This is a genomic window from Streptomyces sp. NPDC047028 (genome assembly GCF_040644095.1).
GTDB lineage: Bacteria > Actinomycetota > Actinomycetes > Streptomycetales > Streptomycetaceae > Streptomyces.
In genome coordinates this window covers 1-20,096 of the sequence record NZ_JBEYVS010000077.1, presented here as the reverse complement: position 1 = coordinate 20,096, position 20,096 = coordinate 1, and the positions used below count along the sequence as shown (strand labels likewise).

The 20,096-nt window shown below is 70.8% G+C and carries 13 protein-coding genes; 6 read left to right on the top strand and 7 right to left on the bottom strand.

The window, feature by feature from the left end:
* Window positions 1–161: 161 nt before the first annotated feature.
* The 5 genes from ABZ854_RS35660 to ABZ854_RS35640 form a co-directional block, all read right to left on the bottom strand.
* Window positions 162–1,070 (bottom strand): PAC2 family protein, encoded by a 909-nt coding sequence (locus tag ABZ854_RS35660; RefSeq protein ID WP_361219796.1) that lies wholly within the window; start codon window positions 1,068–1,070, stop codon window positions 162–164.
* A gap of 312 nt (window positions 1,071–1,382) precedes the next feature.
* Window positions 1,383–2,999, bottom strand: a complete 1,617-nt coding sequence (locus ABZ854_RS35655; protein WP_361219794.1) for a glycerol-3-phosphate dehydrogenase/oxidase — start codon at window positions 2,997–2,999, stop codon at window positions 1,383–1,385.
* Between the two features lie 49 nt (window positions 3,000–3,048).
* Window positions 3,049–4,590: a glycerol kinase GlpK gene (gene glpK / locus ABZ854_RS35650; RefSeq protein WP_361219791.1), complete on the bottom strand. Its 1,542-nt coding sequence runs from the start codon at window positions 4,588–4,590 to the stop codon at window positions 3,049–3,051.
* Between the two features lie 69 nt (window positions 4,591–4,659).
* Window positions 4,660–5,454 carry an MIP/aquaporin family protein gene (locus ABZ854_RS35645; protein WP_361219789.1) on the bottom strand — a complete coding sequence of 265 codons (795 nt, stop codon included), beginning with the start codon at window positions 5,452–5,454 and terminating at the stop codon, window positions 4,660–4,662.
* A gap of 376 nt (window positions 5,455–5,830) precedes the next feature.
* Entirely contained in the window at window positions 5,831–6,595 is a 765-nt protein-coding gene (locus ABZ854_RS35640; RefSeq protein ID WP_361219786.1) for an IclR family transcriptional regulator, read from the bottom strand.
* Between the two features lie 509 nt (window positions 6,596–7,104).
* Between ABZ854_RS35640 and metH the strand changes: the two genes are divergently transcribed.
* The 4 genes from metH (at window position 7,105) to ABZ854_RS35620 (ending at window position 15,527) form a co-directional block, all read left to right on the top strand.
* Window positions 7,105–10,620, top strand: a complete 3,516-nt coding sequence (gene metH, locus ABZ854_RS35635; protein ID WP_361219783.1) for a methionine synthase — start codon at window positions 7,105–7,107, stop codon at window positions 10,618–10,620.
* Window positions 10,621–11,134: 514 nt separating this feature from the next.
* A complete protein-coding gene (locus ABZ854_RS35630) occupies window positions 11,135–11,836 on the top strand; it encodes an HAD family phosphatase (protein WP_361219780.1) in 702 nt (233 codons plus the stop codon).
* Window positions 11,837–12,272: 436 nt separating this feature from the next.
* Complete coding sequence (locus ABZ854_RS35625; RefSeq protein WP_361219778.1) at window positions 12,273–13,877, top strand: ABC transporter substrate-binding protein; 1,605 nt, start codon at window positions 12,273–12,275, stop codon at window positions 13,875–13,877.
* Window positions 13,878–13,946: 69 nt separating this feature from the next.
* Entirely contained in the window at window positions 13,947–15,527 is a 1,581-nt protein-coding gene (locus ABZ854_RS35620; protein WP_361219775.1) for an ABC transporter substrate-binding protein, read from the top strand.
* A gap of 83 nt (window positions 15,528–15,610) precedes the next feature.
* Here the strand turns inward: ABZ854_RS35620 and ABZ854_RS35615 are convergent, their stop codons facing one another.
* Both ABZ854_RS35615 and ABZ854_RS35610 read right to left on the bottom strand, forming a co-directional pair.
* Window positions 15,611–16,282: a response regulator transcription factor gene (locus tag ABZ854_RS35615; RefSeq protein ID WP_030781365.1), complete on the bottom strand. Its 672-nt coding sequence runs from the start codon at window positions 16,280–16,282 to the stop codon at window positions 15,611–15,613.
* Window positions 16,283–16,296: 14 nt separating this feature from the next.
* Window positions 16,297–17,136 (bottom strand): RecB family exonuclease, encoded by an 840-nt coding sequence (locus tag ABZ854_RS35610; RefSeq protein WP_361219799.1) that lies wholly within the window; start codon window positions 17,134–17,136, stop codon window positions 16,297–16,299.
* A gap of 360 nt (window positions 17,137–17,496) precedes the next feature.
* Between ABZ854_RS35610 and ABZ854_RS35605 the strand changes: the two genes are divergently transcribed.
* Window positions 17,497–18,909 (top strand): site-2 protease family protein, encoded by a 1,413-nt coding sequence (locus tag ABZ854_RS35605; protein ID WP_361219771.1) that lies wholly within the window; start codon window positions 17,497–17,499, stop codon window positions 18,907–18,909.
* Window positions 18,910–19,041: 132 nt separating this feature from the next.
* On the top strand, window positions 19,042–19,944 hold the full coding sequence (locus ABZ854_RS35600; protein WP_361219769.1) for a tRNA (adenine-N1)-methyltransferase: 903 nt from the start codon (window positions 19,042–19,044) through the stop codon (window positions 19,942–19,944).
* The last annotated feature ends 152 nt before the right edge of the window (window positions 19,945–20,096 follow it).

Genomic DNA, 20,096 nt, shown 5'->3' with positions numbered 1-20,096 from the left:
GTCCCCGCGCCGGTTGACCCGCTTTTTACACCCCGTGGGGGGGCCCCCCGGGGGGCGCCCCCCCGTCCCCCGCCCCCCCCGGGGCCCCGGGGAGCTGCGCCACAAGCCACGACGGTGCCGAGGCCGCCACACGACCCTTCAGGGCAGCCCATAACGCGATCTCAGTCACCGACCCCGTCGTCCTCGTCCTTCCCGCCGGCCGCCGGAGGCCTGGGCTTACCGCCTGGAGGGACGTCCCTGCGCCGCAGATACCGCTCGAACTCCCGAGCAATAGCCTCCCCCGAAGCCTCCGGAAGCTCCGCCGTGTCCCGCGCCTCCTCCAGCGTCTGCACGTACTCCGCGACCTCGCTGTCCTCCGCGGCCAGCTGGTCCACGCCCACCTGCCAGGCCCGCGCGTCCTCCGGCAGCTCGCCCTGCGGGATGCGCAGGTCGAGCAGGTCCTCCAGCCGGTTGAGCAGCGCCAGCGTGGCCTTCGGATTGGGCGGCTGCGAGACGTAGTGCGGGACGGCCGCCCACAGCGACACCGCCGGGACGCCCGCGTGCGCGCACGCCTCCTGCAACACGCCGACGATGCCCGTCGGACCCTCGTACTTGGTCTCCTCCAGGTCCATGCGGCGGGCCAGTTCCGCGTCGGAGGTGACCCCGCTGACCGGAACCGGACGTGTGTGCGGGGTGTCGCCGAGCAGGGCGCCCAGGACGACCACCAGCTCCACGCCCAGCTCGTGCGCGAAGCCCAGCAGCTCGTTGCAGAACGAGCGCCAGCGCATGGACGGTTCGATGCCGCGGACCAGCACCAGGTCGCGCGGCTTGTCCCCGCCGACCCGCACGACCGACAACCGCGTCGTCGGCCAGGTGATCTTGCGTACCCCGTCCTCCATGAACACCGTGGGACGGTTCACCTGGAAGTCGTAGTAGTCCTCGGCGTCGAGCGCCGCGAACACCTCGCCCTTCCACTCTCTCTCCAGGTGCGCGACCGCGGTGGAGGCGGCGTCGCCGGCATCGTTCCAGCCCTCGAACGCGGCCACCATGACTGGGTCGATCAGCTCTGGAACCCCCTCCAGCTCGATCACCCAGTGCCTCCTTCCGACGTGCCCTCACCTGACGTCACAACCTTACGGCGTCCGGCGGGGGCGCCCGCAGCCCCCTCGCAGGGGGGATGCCGGGATCACTGCCCCGTTCACCACCCCGGAACACCCTGTCGGTGAGCCGAGAGCCGGTGGACCGGGACGGGCGAGAGGGGCGGTCCCGTCGGCGCGGGACCGCCCCTCTCCCCTTGACCGGACCCGGTGCGGCGGGGTCCGGTGGCGGCGCGGAACCGGCCCCTGGTCGGGGCGGGGCCGGTCGCCGCCCGGGTCTGTTTCCCGTCAGGTGGCGGTGGGCGACTACTTCTTGTCGAGCAGGTCCTGCACCCGGGCGCGGACGTCGTCCGTGGCCAGGCCGCGGATGGTCAGCGTGGTACGGCGGCGCAGCACGTCGTCCGCCGTCTCGGCCCACTCGTGGTCGCGGGCGTAGACGACCTGCGCCCAGATCTCCGGGGCGTCCGGGTGGACGCGCTCGGCCAGCTGCGGGTCGTCGTTCGCCAGCCGGGCGATGTCGAAGGCCAGGGAGCCGTAGTGGGTGGCCAGGTGCTTGGCGGTGTCGGCGGCCATGCGGGGGCCGGGCGCCGGGTGGTCCACCAGCAGCCGGTGGGCGACCGCGCGCGGGTTCGCGACACCGGGCAGCGGCAGCTTCTTCGGCAGCGAGGAGATCGGCTCGAAGTCGTCGCCGAGCGGGTGGCCCGGCAGCTCCTCCAGCTTCTGCATCACCGTGCGCCCGATGTGCCGGAACGTCGTCCACTTGCCGCCGGCCACGGACAGCATGCCGCCCCGGCCCTCGGTGACCACGGTCTCGCGCTTGGCCTTGGCGGTGTCGCCGGGGCCGCCGGGCAGGACGCGCAGTCCGGCGAAGGCGTAGGTGATCAGGTCCCGGTCCAGCTGCTGGTCCCGGACGGAGAACGCGGCCTCGTCCAGGATCTGGGCGATGTCCTTCTCGTTCACCGAGACGTCCGCCGGGTCGCCCTCGAACTCCTCGTCCGTGGTGCCCAGCAGCAGCATGTCCTCCCAGGGGAGGGCGAAGGTGATCCGGTACTTGTCGATCGGGGTCGCGAGCGCGGCCTTCCACGGCGAGGTGCGCTTCAGGACCAGGTGCGCGCCCTTGGACAGGCGGATGGAGGGCGCCGCGTTCGGGTCCTCCATCCGGCGCAGGTGGTCCACCCAAGGGCCGGTCGCGTTCAGCACGAGCCGGGCGGTGACGCCGAACTCCTCGCCGGATATGCGGTCCCTCAGCTCGGCGCCGGTGACCCGGCCCTTGGTGAAGCGCAGGCCGGTGACCTCGGCGTGGTTGAGGACGACCGCGCCCGCCTCGACGGCCGCGCGGACCGTCATCAGCGCCATGCGGGCGTCGTTCATCTGGTCGTCGCCGTACACGGCCACGGCCTTGAGGTTCTCCGTGCGCAGCTCGGGCACGTCCTGCGCCGCCTTGGCGGGGGAGAGCAGGTGGCCCACGCCGTCGCCGAAGGCGGACAGCGCGGAGTAGGCGAAGACGCCCGCGCCGAGCTTCGCCGCGCCGTGCGGCCCGCCCTTGTACACCGGGAGGTAGAAGGTGAGCGGGTTCGCCAGGTGGGGGGCCACCTGGCGGGAGACCGCACGGCGCTCGAAGTGGTTCTCCGCGACCAGCTTCACCGCGCCGGTCTGCAGGTAGCGCAGGCCCCCGTGGAGCAGTTTGGAGGAGGCGGAGGAGGTGGCACCGGCGAAGTCGCCGGAGTCGACCAGGGCCACCCTGAGGCCGGACTGCGCGGCGTGCCAGGCGGTGGAGATGCCCAGGATGCCGCCGCCGATCACGAGAAGGTCGTACGACGCCTTGGAGAGCTGCTCCCTGGTCTCGGCCCGGCTCGGCAGGGAGCCGGAGGCCGGGTGCGTCCCCAGGGCAGGCACGGTCTGCAGGGTGGACTGACTGGTCATGTCGGGTTCTTACTCCTCATCAGCTGTCGTGGGTCCTACGCGGCCCGCGTCAGCTCTCGTCCTCGTCGAGCCAGCCCATGGTCCGCTCGACGGCCTTGAGCCAGTTCTTGTACTCACGGTCGCGGGTGGCCGCGTCCATGCGGGGGGTCCACTCGGCGGCCCGGCGCCAGTTGGCGCGCAGTTCGTCGGTGCCGTTCCAGAAGCCGACGGCGAGACCGGCGGCGTAGGCGGCGCCGAGGCAGGTGGTCTCGGCGACCATCGGGCGCACCACCGGCGCGTCCAGCACGTCGGAGAGCGTCTGCATCAGCAGGTTGTTGGCGGTCATGCCGCCGTCGACCTTGAGGGTCACCAGTTCGTCGCCGGAGTCCTTCACCATGGCGTCGGCGATCTCCCGCGTCTGCCAGGCGGTGGCCTCCAGGACGGCGCGGGCGATGTGCGCCTTGGTGACGTACCGGGTCAGGCCGGCGATCACACCGCGGGCGTCGGAGCGCCAGTGCGGGGCGAACAGTCCGGAGAAGGCCGGCACGAAGTAGGCGCCGCCGTTGTCCTCCACCGAGAGCGCGAGCGTCTCGATCTCGGCGGCGGTGGAGATCAGGCCCATCTGGTCGCGCATCCACTGCACCAGGGAGCCGGTGACGGCGATCGAGCCCTCCAGCGCGTACACGGTCGGCTGGTCGCCGATCTTGTAGCCGACAGTGGTCAGCAGACCCGCGTAGGAGTTGATGATCTTGCTGCCGGTGTTCATCACCATGAAGGTGCCGGTGCCGTAGGTCGACTTGGTCTCGCCCTCGGAGAAGCAGGTCTGGCCGAACAGGGCCGCCTGCTGGTCGCCGAGCGCGGAGGCGACCGGGATGCCGCCGAGCAGCTCGCCCAGCGGGCCGCCGGTGACCTCGCCGTACACCTCGGCGGAGGACCGGATCTCCGGCAGGATCTGCATCGGCACGCCGATGGACTCGCAGATCTTCTCGTCCCACTGCATGGTGTGCAGGTTCATCAGCATGGTGCGGGAGGCGTTGGTGACGTCGGTGTAGTGCTTGCCGCCGTCGGTGCCGCCGGTCAGGTTCCAGATGACCCAGCTGTCCATGGTGCCGAAGAGGATGTCGCCCGCCTCGGCGCGCTCCTTGAGGCCCTCGACGTTGTCGAGCAGCCAGCGGGCCTTGGGCCCGGCGAAGTAGGAGGCAAGCGGCAGGCCGGTCTCCCGGCGGAAGCGGTCCTGGCCGACGTTGCGGCCCAGCTCCCGGCAGAGGGCGTCGGTGCGGGTGTCCTGCCAGACGATGGCGTGGTGGACGGGCTCACCGGTGTTCTTGTCCCACAGCACGGTGGTCTCGCGCTGGTTGGTGATGCCGATGGCCTTGATGTCGTCGCGGGTGATGCCGGCCTTCTGGACGGCTCCGGCGACGACTTCCTGGACGTTGGTCCAGATCTCGGTGGCGTTGTGTTCGACCCAGCCCGGCTTGGGGAAGATCTGCTCGTGCTCCTTCTGGTCGACGGAGACGATACGGCCGTCCCGGTCGAAGACGATGCAGCGCGAGGAGGTCGTGCCCTGGTCGATCGCCGCGATGAACGGGCCTGCGGTGTGGGCGTCGGTCACTGTGTGCTCCTGAAAGATCCGTGGTGTGGGGGCTGTGTACGTACGGCGCGTGCTGAGACTCGGGGCTCTTTAAGCAAAGGCGACGTTGTAGATGCCCGCAGCGATCGCACCGCCGATCAGCGGACCGACCACCGGGACCCAGGCGTAGCTCCAGTCCGAACCGCCCTTGTTGGGCAGCGGCAGCAGGGCGTGCACGATGCGCGGACCGAGGTCACGGGCCGGGTTGATCGCGTAGCCCGTGGGACCGCCGAGCGACAGGCCGATGGAGACGACGACCAGCGCGGTGATCAGGCCGCCCAGGATGCCGAGGCCGTTGCCCTTGTCGTTCAGGCCCTGCGTGAGGACGGCGAGGATGAGCACGATCGTGCCGATGATCTCCGTCGCGAGGTTCTGCACGACGTTGCGGATCTCCGGACCGGTGGAGAAGACGCCGAGGACCGGGCCGGCGCCCTTCTCCTGGGCCTCCACGGCCTTGGCCGTCGTGGCCTGGGCGCCCGGGCCGCCGACGATCTCCTTGTCGGTGAGGTGTGCGTGGAACTGGCCGTAGTAGGCCACCCACACCAGTGTCGCGCCGATCATCGCGCCGAGCAGTTCGCCGGCGAAGTAGACCGGGGCGTGGCTCCAGTCGCCGCTCTTGATGGCCAGGGCGACCGTGACGGCCGGGTTGAGGTGGGCGCCGGAGAGCGGTCCGGCGACGTACACGGCCGTCATGACCGCGAAGCCCCACCCGAAGGCGATGGCGAGCCAGCCGGCGTTGCGGGCCTTGGAGGCCTTCAGGGTCACGGCGGCGCAGACGCCGCCGCCGAGCAGGATGAGCAGGGCGGTACCTATGGTCTCGCCGATGAAGATGTCGGAGCTGGACACCCGCGACTCCTTTGTCCTTCGTCCAGGGAAGCCGAACCCCGGGGACCTCCGGGGGTTGGCGCCCTCGGGGGTGAGAGCGAATTCCGGCCCTTGGCGTTGTCACACTCTAGCGTGTATTGCCGGTAGGTGTTCGACAATGCCGACCGATGGACGGGAGTCTTGCTTCGGCGTCACGCATGCGTCAAGGGTTCTGTTGTCGAAAACAGGATCGTTATTGATCGCTGTGGGTTGGCTGAGTTCATGGACTTTCATACGATCTCGCCCCATTTATTCCATTTCAGGGTATGGCGAGAACCGGAACGCCGCCCGTGCGTCCCGGTCGTACCCGGCGGTCAGCCGCCGCTCAGTCGCTGTTCAGCCGTTGCTCGGCCGGTGCTCAGAACCGGCCCGCGCCCAGGTCGCGGGAGACGGCGCGGGCGCAGTCCCGCACCGCCGCGATCAACTCGGGCCGCAACTCGCCGTCCTTGCGCAGCCGTTCGACCGCGCCCGTGATGCCGACCGCGCCGACCGGCATCCGGCGCCGGTCGTGGATCGGCGCGGCCACCGAGGCCACGCCCTCCCAGGTCTCCTCCACGTCCGCCGCGTACCCCCGCGCGCGCGTGATATCGAGCAGGTGCTCGAAGCTCTCCGCCTCGCACACCGTGCGATCGGTGAACGCCTTCCGCTCGGCCTCCAGGGCCTCGCTGTGCGCCACCGGGTCGTAAGCGGAGAGCACCTTGCCCAGGGCCGTGCAGTGCAGCGGCTGCATGGCGCCGATCTCCAGCACCTGCCGGCTGTCGTCGGGCCGGAAGACGTGGTGCACGATCAGCACGCCCTGCTGGTGCAGGACCCCCAGGTACACGCTCTCCCCGCTGGAGCGGGCCAGGTCGTCCGTCCACACCAGCGCCCGCGCCCGCAGCTCGTGCACGTCCAGATAGGTCGTGCCGAGGCGCAGCAGCTCCGCGCCGAGCTGGTACCGCCCGGAGGCGTCGTCCTGCTCGACGAAGCCCTCCTGCTGGAGGGTGCGCAGGATGCCGTGCGCGGTGCCCTTGGCGAGGCCGAGCGACGAGGCGATGTCCGACAGGCCGAGCCGCCGTTCGCCGCCCCCGAGCAGCCGCAGCATCGCGGCCGCCCGTTCGAGCGACTGGATGTTCCGTGCCATCGCCGTCCTGCCTCCGTTCCCTGTGACCGCCGACGACCGCCGACCGCCCTGTGAAAAACGCCGTTCGGCAATGTCGAACACTACCGGTCCCTGCCAACGTCCCGCCAATGGTCCGCCGACACCTGTTACACGGGCCGTGCACGACGGCCGTGGCCCCGTCACGCACCGGCCACCCGCACCGGCCGCGTCACGCCCCGGCCGGCGTCCATGACCGGCCCGCCCGCGCAAGGGTCCCCCATCCCCGCCGGAGCCCCGCACCCGCCCCGCCGCAGGGCCCGCACGGGCCGAGCCCCCCGGCCCGCGGGCTGAGTCGCGCGGTCCACTCACGTCCGGCATCCGGCGCCCGTGTCCGTACCGCGGACAACCTCCGCATCCGCCGTCCGTGTCCGTCCCGTGGACGCCGGTGCCCGCCGGAGCCCGGTCCCGGTTACCCTGGCGCAGTGCCCCGTTCCCGGCCCGGCCGGGGAAGCCGCATAGCCGACAGCCGTCGCACCCCAGGGAGCCCCTACATGGCCGCGTTGCCACCGACCCCTTCCGCCGACAGCCGGACCCGTGCGTCCGCGCTCCGAGAGGCGCTGGCCACCCGTGTGGTCGTCGCCGACGGAGCCATGGGCACCATGCTCCAGGCACAGGACCCCACCCTCGAGGACTTCCAGAACCTCGAAGGCTGCAACGAGATCCTCAACCTCACCCGCCCCGACATCGTCCGCTCCGTCCACGAGGCGTACTTCGCCGTGGGCGTCGACTGCGTCGAGACCAACACCTTCGGGGCCAACCACACCGCGGCGAGCGAGTACGACATCGCGGACCGCGTCCACGAGCTGTCCGAGGCGGGCGCCCGCCTCGCCCGCGAGGTCGCCGACGAGCACACCGCCCGGGACGGCCGGCCGCGCTGGGTCCTGGGCTCCGTCGGCCCCGGCACCAAGCTCCCCACCCTCGGCCACGTCGGCTACACCACCATCCGCGACGGCTACCAGGCCAACGCCGAGGGCCTCCTCACCGGCGGCGCCGACGCCCTGATCGTCGAGACCACCCAGGACCTCCTGCAGACCAAGGCCTCCGTCCTCGGCGCCCGCCGCGCCCTGGACGCCCTCGGCCTCGACGTCCCCCTGCTCGTCTCGATGGCCTTCGAGACCACCGGCACCATGCTGCTCGGCTCCGAGATCGGCGCCGCGCTCACCGCGCTGGAGCCGCTCGGCATCGACATGATCGGCCTGAACTGCTCGACCGGCCCCGCCGAGATGAGCGAGCACCTGCGCTACCTCACCCGGCACTCCCGCATCCCCCTGCTCTGCATGCCGAACGCGGGCCTGCCCATCCTCACCAAGGACGGCGCGCACTTCCCGCTCGGCCCCGAGGGACTGGCCGACGCCCAGGAGAACTTCGTACGGGACTACGGCCTCTCCCTGATCGGCGGCTGCTGCGGCACCACGCCCGAGCACCTGCGCCAGGTCGTCGAGCGCGTCCGGGACCTCGCCCCGGGCGAGCGGACCCCGCGCCCCGAGCCCGGAGCCGCCTCCCTCTACCAGTCGGTGCCGTTCCGGCAGGACACCTCCTACCTGGCCATCGGCGAGCGCACCAATGCCAACGGCTCCAAGAAGTTCCGCGAGGCCATGCTGGAGGGCCGCTGGGACGACTGCGTGGAGCTGGCCCGCGAGCAGATCCGCGAGGGCGCCCACATGCTGGACCTCTGCGTGGACTACGTAGGCCGCGACGGCGTCGCGGACATGGAGGAACTCGCCGGCCGCTTCGCCACCGCCTCCACCCTGCCGATCGTCCTGGACTCCACTGAGGTCGACGTTCTCCAGGCCGGTCTGGAGAAGCTGGGCGGCCGCGCGGTCATCAACTCCGTGAACTACGAGGACGGCGCCGGCCCGGACTCCCGGTTCGCCCGCGTCGCCGCCCTGGCCAAGGAGCACGGCGCGGCGCTCGTCGCGCTCACCATCGACGAGGTGGGCCAGGCCCGCACGCCGGAGAAGAAGGTCGAGATCGCCGAACGGCTGATCGACGACCTGACGCAGAACTGGGGCATCCACGAGGAGGACATCCTCGTCGACTGCCTGACCTTCACCATCTGCACCGGCCAGGAGGAGTCCCGCAAGGACGGCCTCGCCACCATCGAGGGCATCCGCGAGCTGAAGAGGCGGCACCCGGCCGTCCAGACCACCCTCGGCCTGTCCAACATCTCCTTCGGCCTCAACCCGGCCGCGCGGATCCTGCTGAACTCCGTCTTCCTCGACGAGTGCGTCAAGGCGGGCCTGGACTCCGCGATCGTGCACGCCAGCAAGATCCTGCCGATCGCCCGCTTCAGCGAGGAAGAGGTCACCACCGCCCTCGACCTCGTCTACGACCGCCGCCGCGAGGGCTACGACCCGCTGCAGAAGCTGATGCAGCTCTTCGAGGGCGCCACCGCCAAGTCCCTGAAGGCCGGCAAGGCCGAGGAACTGGCCGCGCTGCCCCTGGACGAGCGCCTCAAGCGGCGCATCATCGACGGCGAGAAGAACGGCCTGGAGGCCGACCTCGACGAAGCCCTCACCAGCCGCCCGGCCCTCGACATCGTCAACGAGACCCTCCTGGACGGCATGAAGGTCGTCGGCGAGCTGTTCGGCTCCGGCCAGATGCAGCTGCCGTTCGTCCTGCAGTCCGCCGAGGTCATGAAGACCGCCGTCGCCCACCTCGAACCGCACATGGAGAAGAGCGACGAGGCCGGCAAGGGCACCATCGTCCTCGCCACCGTCCGCGGCGACGTCCACGACATCGGCAAGAACCTCGTCGACATCATCCTGTCCAACAACGGCTACAACGTCGTCAACCTCGGCATCAAGCAGCCGGTCTCCGCGATCCTGGACGCCGCCGACGAGCACCGGGCCGACGTCATCGGCATGTCCGGCCTCCTCGTCAAGTCCACCGTGATCATGAAGGAGAACCTGGAGGAGCTGAACCAGCGCGGACTGGCCGCCCGCTTCCCGGTCATCCTCGGCGGCGCCGCCCTCACCCGCGCCTACGTCGAACAGGACCTGCACGAGATCTACGAGGGCGAGGTCCGCTACGCCCGCGACGCCTTCGAGGGCCTGCGCCTGATGGACGCCCTCATCGGCGTCAAGCGGGGGGTGCCCGGCGCGAAGCTGCCCGAGCTCAAGCAGCGCCGGGTCCGGGCCACGGCCGCCGCCGACGTCGAGGAACGCCCCGAGGAAGGGCACGTCCGCTCCGACGTCGCCACCGACAACCCCGTGCCCACCCCGCCGTTCTGGGGCACCCGCGTGATCAAGGGCATCCAGCTCAAGGAGTACGCGAGCTGGCTCGACGAGGGCGCCCTGTTCAAGGGTCAGTGGGGCCTCAAGCAGGCCCGCACCGGCGACGGGCCGACGTACGAGGAGCTCGTCGAGACCGACGGCCGGCCGCGGCTGCGCGGGCTGCTCGACCGGCTCCAGACGGACAACCTGCTCGAAGCGGCCGTCGTGCACGGCTACTTCCCCTGCGTGTCCAAGGACGACGACCTCATCATCCTGGACGAACAGGGCAACGAACGCACCCGCTTCACCTTCCCGCGCCAGCGGCGGGGCCGCCGGCTGTGCCTCGCGGACTTCTTCCGGCCGGAGGAGTCGGGGCAGACCGACGTCGTCGGCCTCCAGGTCGTCACCATCGGCTCCCGGATCGGCGAGGAGACCGCGAAGCTCTTCGAGGCCAACTCCTACCGCGACTACCTCGAACTCCACGGGCTGTCCGTGCAGTTGGCCGAGGCCCTCGCCGAGTACTGGCACGCCCGGGTTCGCGCGGAACTCGGCTACGCGGGGGAGGACCCGGCCGACGTCGAGGACATGTTCGCCCTGAAGTACCGCGGCGCGCGGTTCTCGCTGGGCTACGGCGCGTGCCCCGACCTGGAGGACCGCGCGAAGATCGCGGAGCTGCTGAGGCCCGAGCGCATCGGCGTCCACCTCTCCGAGGAGTTCCAGCTGCACCCCGAGCAGTCGACGGACGCGATCGTCATCCACCATCCGGAGGCCAAGTACTTCAACGCGAGGTGAGCTCCGCTCGGGTCGGCAGATACGCCCACTGTCCTGGGGGCCGGGCCGGCTCCACGTGCGGCTGCGACTGCGTCGTGGCTGGTCGCGCAGTTCCCCGCGCCCCTGACGGGGCCCTGCGCCGTCTTCGGCCGCGGGTGCGCTGTGGCTTGTCGCGCAGTTCCCCGCGCCCCTTGCGGGGCACGTTCGTGCGTAGCTGCGGGCATGTGTGCCGCGAGGCGGGGCGCCCACCCGGCAGCGGCTGTACGACTACGTAGCTGCTGGCATGGCGTGCCGCTCGGGGCGGCACGGGTGGGCGCAGCGGTGCCCGGCGAGCGCCGGTGAGTGTGACCCACCCCCGGCCGGGCGCAGCGCCGAGTGGCCCTCTGGCCTGGGGTAAGGGTGTTTCAGGGGTACCCCCTGGCGCCGGGGGATAAACGAGGCGTTCGCGGCGTCGGCGTCGTACACTGGTCGGTCCACTGCAGGCCGGTTCCCCGTGTGGGAACCGGCCTGCTCGTCCCCAAGGAGGTGCGCCCGGATGACAAGCACGGTCCCCGCGCTCGGAACCCGTACGGCCGAAGGCTCAGCCCTGCAGGCGGTGCTCCTCGACATGGACGGCACCCTGGTGGACACCGAGGGCTTCTGGTGGGACGTCGAGGTGGAGGTCTTCGCCGCCCTCGGCCACGCCCTCGACGACTCCTGGCGGCACGTCGTCGTCGGCGGCCCCATGACCCGCAGCGCCGGCTTCCTGATCGAGGCCACCGGTGCCGCCGTCACCCTCGCCGAGCTCACCGTCCTGCTCAACGACGGCTTCGAGGCCCGCATCGGCGCCACCCTGCCGCTGATGCCCGGCGCCACCCGACTGCTGGCAGAACTGCACGAGCAGGGGATCCCCACCGCGCTGGTCTCCGCCTCCCACCGCCGCATCATCGACCGGGTGCTGACCGTGCTGGGGCCCCACCACTTCGGCCTGTCCATCGCCGGTGACGAGGTCTCCCGCACCAAGCCCTACCCGGACCCGTACCTGCTCGCGGCGGCCGGACTCGGCGTCGACCCCGCGAGATGCGCGGTCGTCGAGGACACCGCCACCGGAGTCGCCGCCGCCGAGGCGGCCGGCTGCCACGTGGTCGCCGTACCCTCCCTCGCCCCCATCGCCCCGGCCGGCCGGCGCACGGTCGTCACCTCCCTCGAAGAGGTGGACCTGGCCTTTCTGCGCGGCCTGATGACGGAAATGCGCTAGCCGTTCACCCACAGTGCGAAAGCGCAATGGCGAGCCTGGACAAAATTACCGGGAAGTACACCAGGCGGAATTCGAAAGGCGACCATGCGTCCGAATTCCACTGGCGACCCGTTCAGTTGCACGGTGTGACGTTCACCACCGTCCCCCAGGCTCGACAACGTTGCCCACCTGTGCTGTTCACCCCTGTTCGGGGGCAATGAGCCCGCCCTTGTGTCCCGTTTGGTCTCAACCTGCACCAAAGCTGCCGCTGTCGGGTTTTCGGTGTGTCCGCAACCGGTTTCACAGCGTGATGGAACCTCAACTCACGCGGCTGTGAACGCCGCTGCGGGCGCGGACTAATCTCGTCGCGAGAACATCGCCGTAACCCCCGTGGATCCGCCGCACCACCCATGCATGGCGGATACACGGACACGAACAGCTCTGGAGAAACTCCCGCATGAACCGCAAGACTTTGGTGCTGCCGGCCGTGGCCGGTCTGCTGGCGCCGGTTCTCGCCGCCTGTGGCGGAACCGACAGCGGGAGCAAGAGCAGTGACGCCATCGTCGTCGGCACGACGGACCAGTTCACCGCCACCAAAGAGGCACCGGCGCCCGTCGACCCCGCGTACGCGTACGACGTCGGCACCTGGAACATCCTGCGCCAGACCGTGCAGACCCTGATGACCGAGCCCAAGGGCGAGGGCCAGGTCGTCCCCGACGCCGCCGAGAGCTGCTCCTTCACCGACAGCGGCAGCGAACGCTACGCCTGCAAGCTGCGGGACGGACTGGAGTTCGCCAACGGCGACAAGGTCACCGCCCAGGACGTCAAGTACTCGATCGAGCGGGCCCTGCGCCTCCACGCCGACAGCGGTGTCTCCGCGCTGCTCAACACGATCGACACCATCGAGACCCAGGGCGACCGCGAGGTCATCTTCCATCTCAAGACGCCCGACGCGACGTTCCCGTACAAGCTGTCCACGCCGGTCGCGGGCATCATCAACCCCAAGGACTACGCCAAGGACAAGCTGCGCGACGGCTTCGAGGTGGACGGCTCCGGCCCCTACACCTTCCACGCCGACGTCAAGGGCAACGCGATCGTCAGCGCCACCTTCACCAAGAACCCGAACTACAAGGGCTACGTGACGGTGAACAACGACAAGGTCGTGCTGCGCTCCTTCGCCGACGCCGACTCCATGGGCGCCGCGATCGACAAGGGCGACATCGACGTCATGACGCGCACCATGTCCCCGGCCCAGATCCAGAAGCTCGACGCCGGCAGCGACCAGAACGTCGACCTCGTGGACATGCCGGGCCTGGAGATCCGCTACCTGGCCTTCAACACGAACGCGCCCACCGTGAAGACCAAGGCCGTCCGCCAGGCCATGGCCCAGCTCATCGACCGCGGCGCCCTCGTCTCCAAGGTGTACGGCTCCCAGGCCGAGCCCCTGTACTCGCTGGTCCCCGCGACCATCACCGGGCACTCCAACTCGTTCCTCAACACGTACGGCAACCCCTCCGTCGCCAAGGCCAAGTCCATGCTGGCCAAGGCCGGCATCACCACGCCGGTCAAGCTGACCCTGCACTACACCACCGACCACTACGGCTCCGCCACCCAGCAGGAGTTCCAGGTCCTGCAGAAGCAGCTCAACGACAGCGGCCTGTTCCAGGCGAGCATCAAGGGCCACCCCTGGACCCAGTTCAGGCCCGCGGAGCAGAAGGGCCAGTACGACGTCTACGGCATGGGCTGGTTCCCCGACTTCCCCGACGCGGACAACTTCCTCGCGCCGTTCCTCGGCAAGGACAACTTCCTCGGCTCGCCGTACCGCAACAGCAGCATCGAGCGCACGCTGATCCCCGAGTCCCGTCGCGAGTCCGACCGGCTCAACGCCGCCAAGACCCTGACGCAGATTCAGGACACCGTCGCCGACGACGTCCCGGTGCTGCCGCTCTGGCAGGGCAAGCAGTACGTCGCCGCCCGCGACGACATCACCGGCACGTCGTACGCCCTCAACTCGTCCTCTACGCTCCAGTTGTGGGAACTCGGCCGTGGTGTGAGCGGCTGACGTCCCTCGCCCGCCCGAGCCGGTGACCGCGGTTCGGGGTGACGAGACACGACGACAAAGGCACATGCAGTGAACATGCGCAACCAGTGGCCGGTCCTGCCCATCGTGGCGGGGCTGGCCTCCGGCCTTTTGACGGGCTGCGGCTCGGACACCGGCGACACCGGCGGCACCGGCTCCTCGGTCGTGATGGGGATGTCCGACGACGTCCTCGCCACCGACCCGGCGTCCGGCTACGACCCGGGCTCCTGGCTGTTGTTCGACAACGTCTTCCAGACCCTGCTCAGCTTCCCCAAGGGCGGCACGGAACCCGAGCCCGAGGCGGCACGGCGGTGTTCCTTCACCGACAGGCACGCCATGGTCTACAAGTGCGAGCTCAGAGACGGCCTGAAGTTCAGCAACGGTGACGCCCTCACCTCCGCGGACGTGAAGTTCTCCTTCGACCGCATGCTCAAGATCAACGACCCGGCCGGCCCCGCGGTCATGTTCCCGATGCTGGACGAGGTGCAGACACCCGACGCGCGCACCGTCGTGTTCCGGCTGAAGGTCCCGGACGCCACGTTCCCCAGCAAGATAGCCTCCGGCGCCGGATCCATCGTCGACCACCGGCAGTACGACGCGGACGGCCTGCGCACCGACCACAAGGCCGTCGGCTCCGGCCCCTACAAGCTCGACTCCTTCGGCAAGGACCAGGCCGTCTTCTCGGTCAACGGCAACTACCAGGGCACGGCCGAGATCAAGAACTCCGGCGTCACCCTCAAGTTCTTCCACGGCCACCAGACCGCCCTCAAGCACGCCCTGCTCGACGGCGACGTCGACATCGCCTACCGCGGCCTGACCGCGACCGACATCGCCGGCCTCGACCGGCAGGGCGACAGCAAGGGCATCGACGTCATCGAGGGCAGCAGCGCCGAGGTCCAGCACCTGGTCTTCAACATGAAGGACCCCGTCGCCGGAAAACTCGGGGTCCGCAAGGCCATGGCCTACCTCATCGACCGCGACGCCCTCATCGCCAACGTCTACCAGGGCACCGCCACCCCGCTGTACTCGATCATCCCGGCCGGCATCACCGCCCACAACACCGCCTTCTTCGACACCTACGGCGCCCGCCCCTCCAAGGCCAAGGCCGCCGCCGCCCTGCGCGCCGGCGGCATCACCGGCAAGGTCCGCCTCACCCTGTGGTCCACGCCCTCCCGCTACGGCCCCGCCACCGACCAGGAACTGAAGGCCGTCGCCGGCCAGCTCAACGCCAGCGGACTGTTCGACGCCGACGTCAAGTCCGTCGCCTTCGGCCAGTACGAGAAGGACATCGCCGCCGGCAAGTACGGCGTCTACGTGAAGGGCTGGGTGCCCGACTACCCCGACCCGGACAACTTCACCGGCCCGTTCTTCGGCAAGGGCAACGTGCTCGGCAACCACTACACCAACGGCACCATCACCGGGACCCTCATCCCCGACACCGCCGCGCAGAGCGACCGCGCCGCCACCGACGCCGACTTCGCGCGCCTCCAGGACATCGTGGCCGAGCAACTGCCCGTGCTGCCCGTCTGGCAGGCCAAGCAGTACGCCGTCGCCCGTGACGGCGTCTACGGCCTGGAGTACTGCCTGGACGCCTCCACCGTGTTCCGGTTCTGGGAACTCAGCAAGAGCTGACCGGGCCGCCCGGCCGGCCATGCGCGAGGGCGCCCTCCCACCGGGAAGGGCGCCCTCCGCCGTCGCAGCCGCTCGGCGCGGCCCTACTGGGCGCCGGGGCGCACCAGACCGCTCTCGTACGCGTACACCGCCGCCTGAACCCGGTCCCGCAGACCCAGCTTGGTCAGCACGTGCCCGACGTGCGTCTTCACGGTGGTCTCGCTGACGAACAGGTCCGCCGCGATCTCCGCGTTGGACAGGCCGCGCGCCACCAGCTTCAGCACCTCGACCTCACGGTCGGTGAGCGTGTGCAGGGTGTCCGGCACCGGCTCCTCACCCGAGGGCAGGTGCGTGGCGTACTTGTCCAGCAGCCGGCGCGTGATGCTCGGCGCCAGCATCGCCTCACCGTTCGCCACCACCCGGATCGCCTGCACCAGCTCATTGGCCGGCGCGTCCTTCAGCAGGAAACCGCTCGCCCCGGCCCGCAGCGCCTCCACGACGTACTCGTCCAGGTCGAACGTGGTCAGCACGAGCACCTTCGCCGGACCGTCCCGGCCGGGACCGGTGATCTGCCGGGTGGCCTCCACACCGTCCATCCGGGGCATGCGGATGTCCATCAGCACGACGTCCGGCTGCAGGGCACGCACCTGGTCGAGGGCCTGCAGACCGTCACCGGCCTCACCGACGACCGCGAGGTCCTGCTCGGCCTCCAGGATCATCCGGAAACCCGTACGCAGCAGGGGCTGGTCGTCGACCAGTAGGACGCGGATGGCCACGTGACACTCCTTCGCTAGTCCGGCCCCATTCTGCCCTGCGTGTCCCCGCCGGACCCGGCGGCCCTCACCGGCAGCGGATAGGGCGGGGGAGTGCCACCGAACTCCGGACAGTGCGCCTGGTGGTCGCACCAGCCGCACAGCTTCGTCGGCCGCGGGCGCCACACACCGGTCGCCGTCGCCTCCCGGATCGCCTCCCACAGCGCCAGCAGCTTCCGCTCGACCCGCCGCAGGTCGTCGAGCACGGGGTCGTACGTCAGCACGTCACCGCTGCCCAGGTACACCAGTTGCAGCCGGCGCGGCACGACGTTCTTCAGCCGCCACACCACCAGGGCGTAGAACTTCATCTGGAACAGCGCGCCCTCCGCGTACTCCGGCCGCGGCGCCTTGCCCGTCTTGTAGTCGACGATCCGCACCTCACCCGTCGGCGCCACGTCCACCCGGTCGATGATCCCGCGCAGCCGCAGCCCCGACTCCAGCTCGGCCTCCACGAACAGCTCCCGCTCGGCCGGCTCCAGGCGCGTCGGATCCTCCAGCGTGAACCACCGCTCCACCAGCCGCTCGGCCTCGCCCAGCCAGCGCGCCAGCCGCTCGCCCTCCGGGTCCCCGGCGAACAGCTCGTCCACCTCCGGCCTGCTCTCCCGCAGCCGGTCCCACTGGCCCGGGATCAACGCCGTGGCCCTCGGCGCGGTCCGCTCCGCCGCCGGCGCGTCGAACAGCCGCTCCAGCACGGCGTGCACCAGCGTGCCCCGCGTCGCCGCCTCGCTCGGCTTCTCCGGCAGCCGGTCGATCACCCGGAACCGGTACAGCAACGGACACTGCATGAAGTCGCCGGCCCGGGAGGGCGACAACGACATCGGCGCCGCGGCCACCCGCACCGCCCCGGTTCCCGCCGCCTCCCCGGCCTCCCCGGCCGCCCCGTCCGCCGCGGGCGGACCCGGCTCACCGCATGCCCCCGGCCCGTCCGTCCCGCCGGCCGGAACCGGGGCCGCCGCGGGTGCCTCGACCGGCGAGGCGCCCTGCTCGATGCTGCTGTCCATGACCACGACCATACGGCCCGGCACTGACAGTCACCCCCACGCGGACCGCGTCAGGCGGCCCGTGGCGGGGCAAACACAAGGGGTGCCGGGGCGGAACGTGCCGCCACGGCCGCATACCATCGACCCGAGACCCTTCCGCCCAGCAGGCGCGGAAGACGCTTCGAACGAGGGGACACCGTGGACGTGAGCGGCGGTAGCGGGCAGCCGCGGCCCGGCGACGACGAGCCGGCCGAGCACGCCGCGGGTCCTACGCCCCCGGCGGCCGGTCCCGGCCGCCCCCCGGGACGGGAACCGTCCGAGCCCGGCACCCCCGAGCCCCCGGAACACGGCCCCCACCACCGGCCGGACGAGGACACCGGCCCGCCCGGAGCCGAGCACCGCACGCTCGCCCACTCCGGCATGGCCAAGGGCGAACCGCCCCAGCAGCCCCCCAAGGAACCCGGCGGCGGCATCCTCATGGGCCGCCCCTTCGGCGTGCCCGTCTACGTCGCCCCCAGCTGGTTCCTCGTCGCCGCCCTCATCACCTGGGTCTTCGGCGGCCAGCTGGACCGCGTCCTGCCCGACCTGGGCGCCGCCCGCTACCTCGTCTCCCTCTTCTTCGCCGTCGCCTTCTACGCCTCCGTCCTGGTCCACGAACTGGCCCACACGGTCGCCGCACTCCGCTTCCGGCTCCCGGTCCGCCGCATCCAGCTCCAGTTCTTCGGCGGCGTCTCAGAGATCGAGAAGGAGGCCGAGACCCCCGGTCGGGAGTTCGTCCTCGCCTTCGTCGGCCCGCTGTTCTCCCTGGTCCTCGCCGGCGTCTTCTACCTCGCCATGCGACCGGTTCAGCCGGACTCCGTACCCGGAGTCCTCCTCGCCGGCCTGATGATCTCCAACCTCTTCGTCGCCGTCTTCAACATCCTGCCCGGCCTCCCCCTCGACGGCGGCCGCATGCTCCGCGCCGTCGTCTGGAAGATCACCGGCAAACCCATGAGCGGCACCGTCGCGGCCGCCTGGGTCGGCCGCGCCCTCGCCGTCACCGTCCTCATCGGCCTGCCGCTGCTCAACCAGTCCGGCGCCTTCGGAGGCGACAGCGAGAGCGTCAGCGGCATGGACACCGTCACCGACGCCCTGCTCGCCGCCATCCTCGCCGCGATCATGTGGACCGGCGCCGGCAACAGCCTGCGCATGGCCCGGCTGCGCGAACACCTCCCCGAACTGCGCGCCCGCACCCTCACCCGCCGTGCCGTACCCGTCGAGACCGACACCCCCCTGTCCGAGGCCCTGCGCCGAGCCAACGCCGCCGGAGCCCGCGCCCTCGTCGTCGTCGACGCCGACGGCCACCCCCTCTCCCTCGTCCGCGAGGCCGCCATCGTCGGCGTACCCGAGCACCGCCGCCCCTGGGTCGCCGTCAGCGGCCTCGCCCAGGACCTCAACGACGGCATGCGCGTCTCCGCCGAGCTGGCCGGCGAAGAACTCCTCGACGTCCTGCGCGCCACCCCCGCCACCGAATACCTCGTCGTAGAGGAATCCGGCGAGATCTACGGCGTCCTCTCAGCAGCAGACGTGGAACGAGCCTTCGTCAAGGCAATGGCCAGGCCCGCTTCATGAACGCCGGTACGTGCAGCGCCCCTCAGGGGCGCGGGGAACTGCGCGACCAACCACGACGCACCCGCACCCGAGAACGCGCCGTCCCCCCTCCACCGGTAAATCCCCCCGCCCCGAGCCGGTAGGCTGATGTACATGTCCGAACCGACCGGCGCCGCCCGCAGACGCGGCCCCTTCAAGGTCGGGGACCAGGTACAGCTGACCGACCCCAAGGGTCGCCACTACACGTTCACGCTCGAAGCCGGGAAGAACTTCCACACCCACAAGGGCTCCTTCCCGCACGACGAACTGATCGGCGCTCCCGAGGGCAGCGTTGTCCGCACCACCGGCAACGTCGCCTACCTCGCGCTGCGCCCCCTGCTCCCCGACTACGTCCTGTCCATGCCCCGCGGGGCAGCCGTCGTCTACCCCAAGGACGCGGGACAGATCCTCTCCTTCGCCGACATCTTCCCCGGCGCCCGCGTCGTCGAGGCCGGCGTCGGCTCCGGCTCGCTCAGCAGCTTCCTGCTGCGCGCCGTCGGCGACCAGGGCATGCTGCACTCCTACGAGCGCCGCGAGGACTTCGCCGACATCGCCCGGCAGAACGTGGAGCGCTACTTCGGCGGCCCGCACCCCGCCTGGCAGCTCACCGTCGGCGACCTCCAGGACAACCTGTCCGACACCGACGTCGACCGCGTCATCCTCGACATGCTGGCCCCCTGGGAGTGCCTGGAAGCCGTCTCCAAGGCCCTCGTCCCCGGCGGCATCCTCTGCGCTTACGTGGCCACCACCACCCAGCTCGCCCGGACCGTGGAGTCCATCCGGGAGATCGGCTGCTTCAACGAGCCGACCGCCTGGGAGACCATGATCCGCAACTGGCACATCGAGGGCCTCGCCGTCCGCCCCGACCACCGCATGATCGGGCACACCGGATTCCTGCTCACCGCCCGCCGCCTCGCCGACGGCGTCGAGCCGCCCATGCGCCGCCGCCGCCCCGCTAAGGGCGCCTACGGCGAGGACTACGCCGGACCCAACGCCGACGCGGGCGGCGGCCGCTGACCGGCTCGCACCCCGTACAACGCGCGGGCGCCGTGCCCGGGTTCCCGGTCCATACCGGGCCGCCGGGTGCTCGCCGGGGCGCACGCCCACCGAGTGCGCGAGCCGGCGGGTGCGCTGGAGCTCGGCGGCGAGCAGATCGATCCGGGCGGGCA

Bases quoted from the DNA above. Each gene is read 5' to 3' on its own strand.
- ABZ854_RS35655 (WP_361219794.1), bottom strand. From the start codon at position 2,999: ATGACCAGTCAGTCCACCCTGCAGACCGTGCCTGCCCTGGGGACGCAC.
- ABZ854_RS35640 (WP_361219786.1), bottom strand. From the start codon at position 6,595: ATGGCACGGAACATCCAGTCGCTCGAACGGGCGGCCGCGATGCTGCGG.
- metH (WP_361219783.1), top strand. From the start codon at position 7,105: ATGGCCGCGTTGCCACCGACCCCTTCCGCCGACAGCCGGACCCGTGCG.
- ABZ854_RS35630 (WP_361219780.1), top strand. From the start codon at position 11,135: ATGACAAGCACGGTCCCCGCGCTCGGAACCCGTACGGCCGAAGGCTCA.
- ABZ854_RS35625 (WP_361219778.1), top strand. From the start codon at position 12,273: ATGAACCGCAAGACTTTGGTGCTGCCGGCCGTGGCCGGTCTGCTGGCG.
- ABZ854_RS35610 (WP_361219799.1), bottom strand. From the start codon at position 17,136: ATGTCGTTGTCGCCCTCCCGGGCCGGCGACTTCATGCAGTGTCCGTTG.
- ABZ854_RS35600 (WP_361219769.1), top strand. From the start codon at position 19,042: ATGTCCGAACCGACCGGCGCCGCCCGCAGACGCGGCCCCTTCAAGGTC.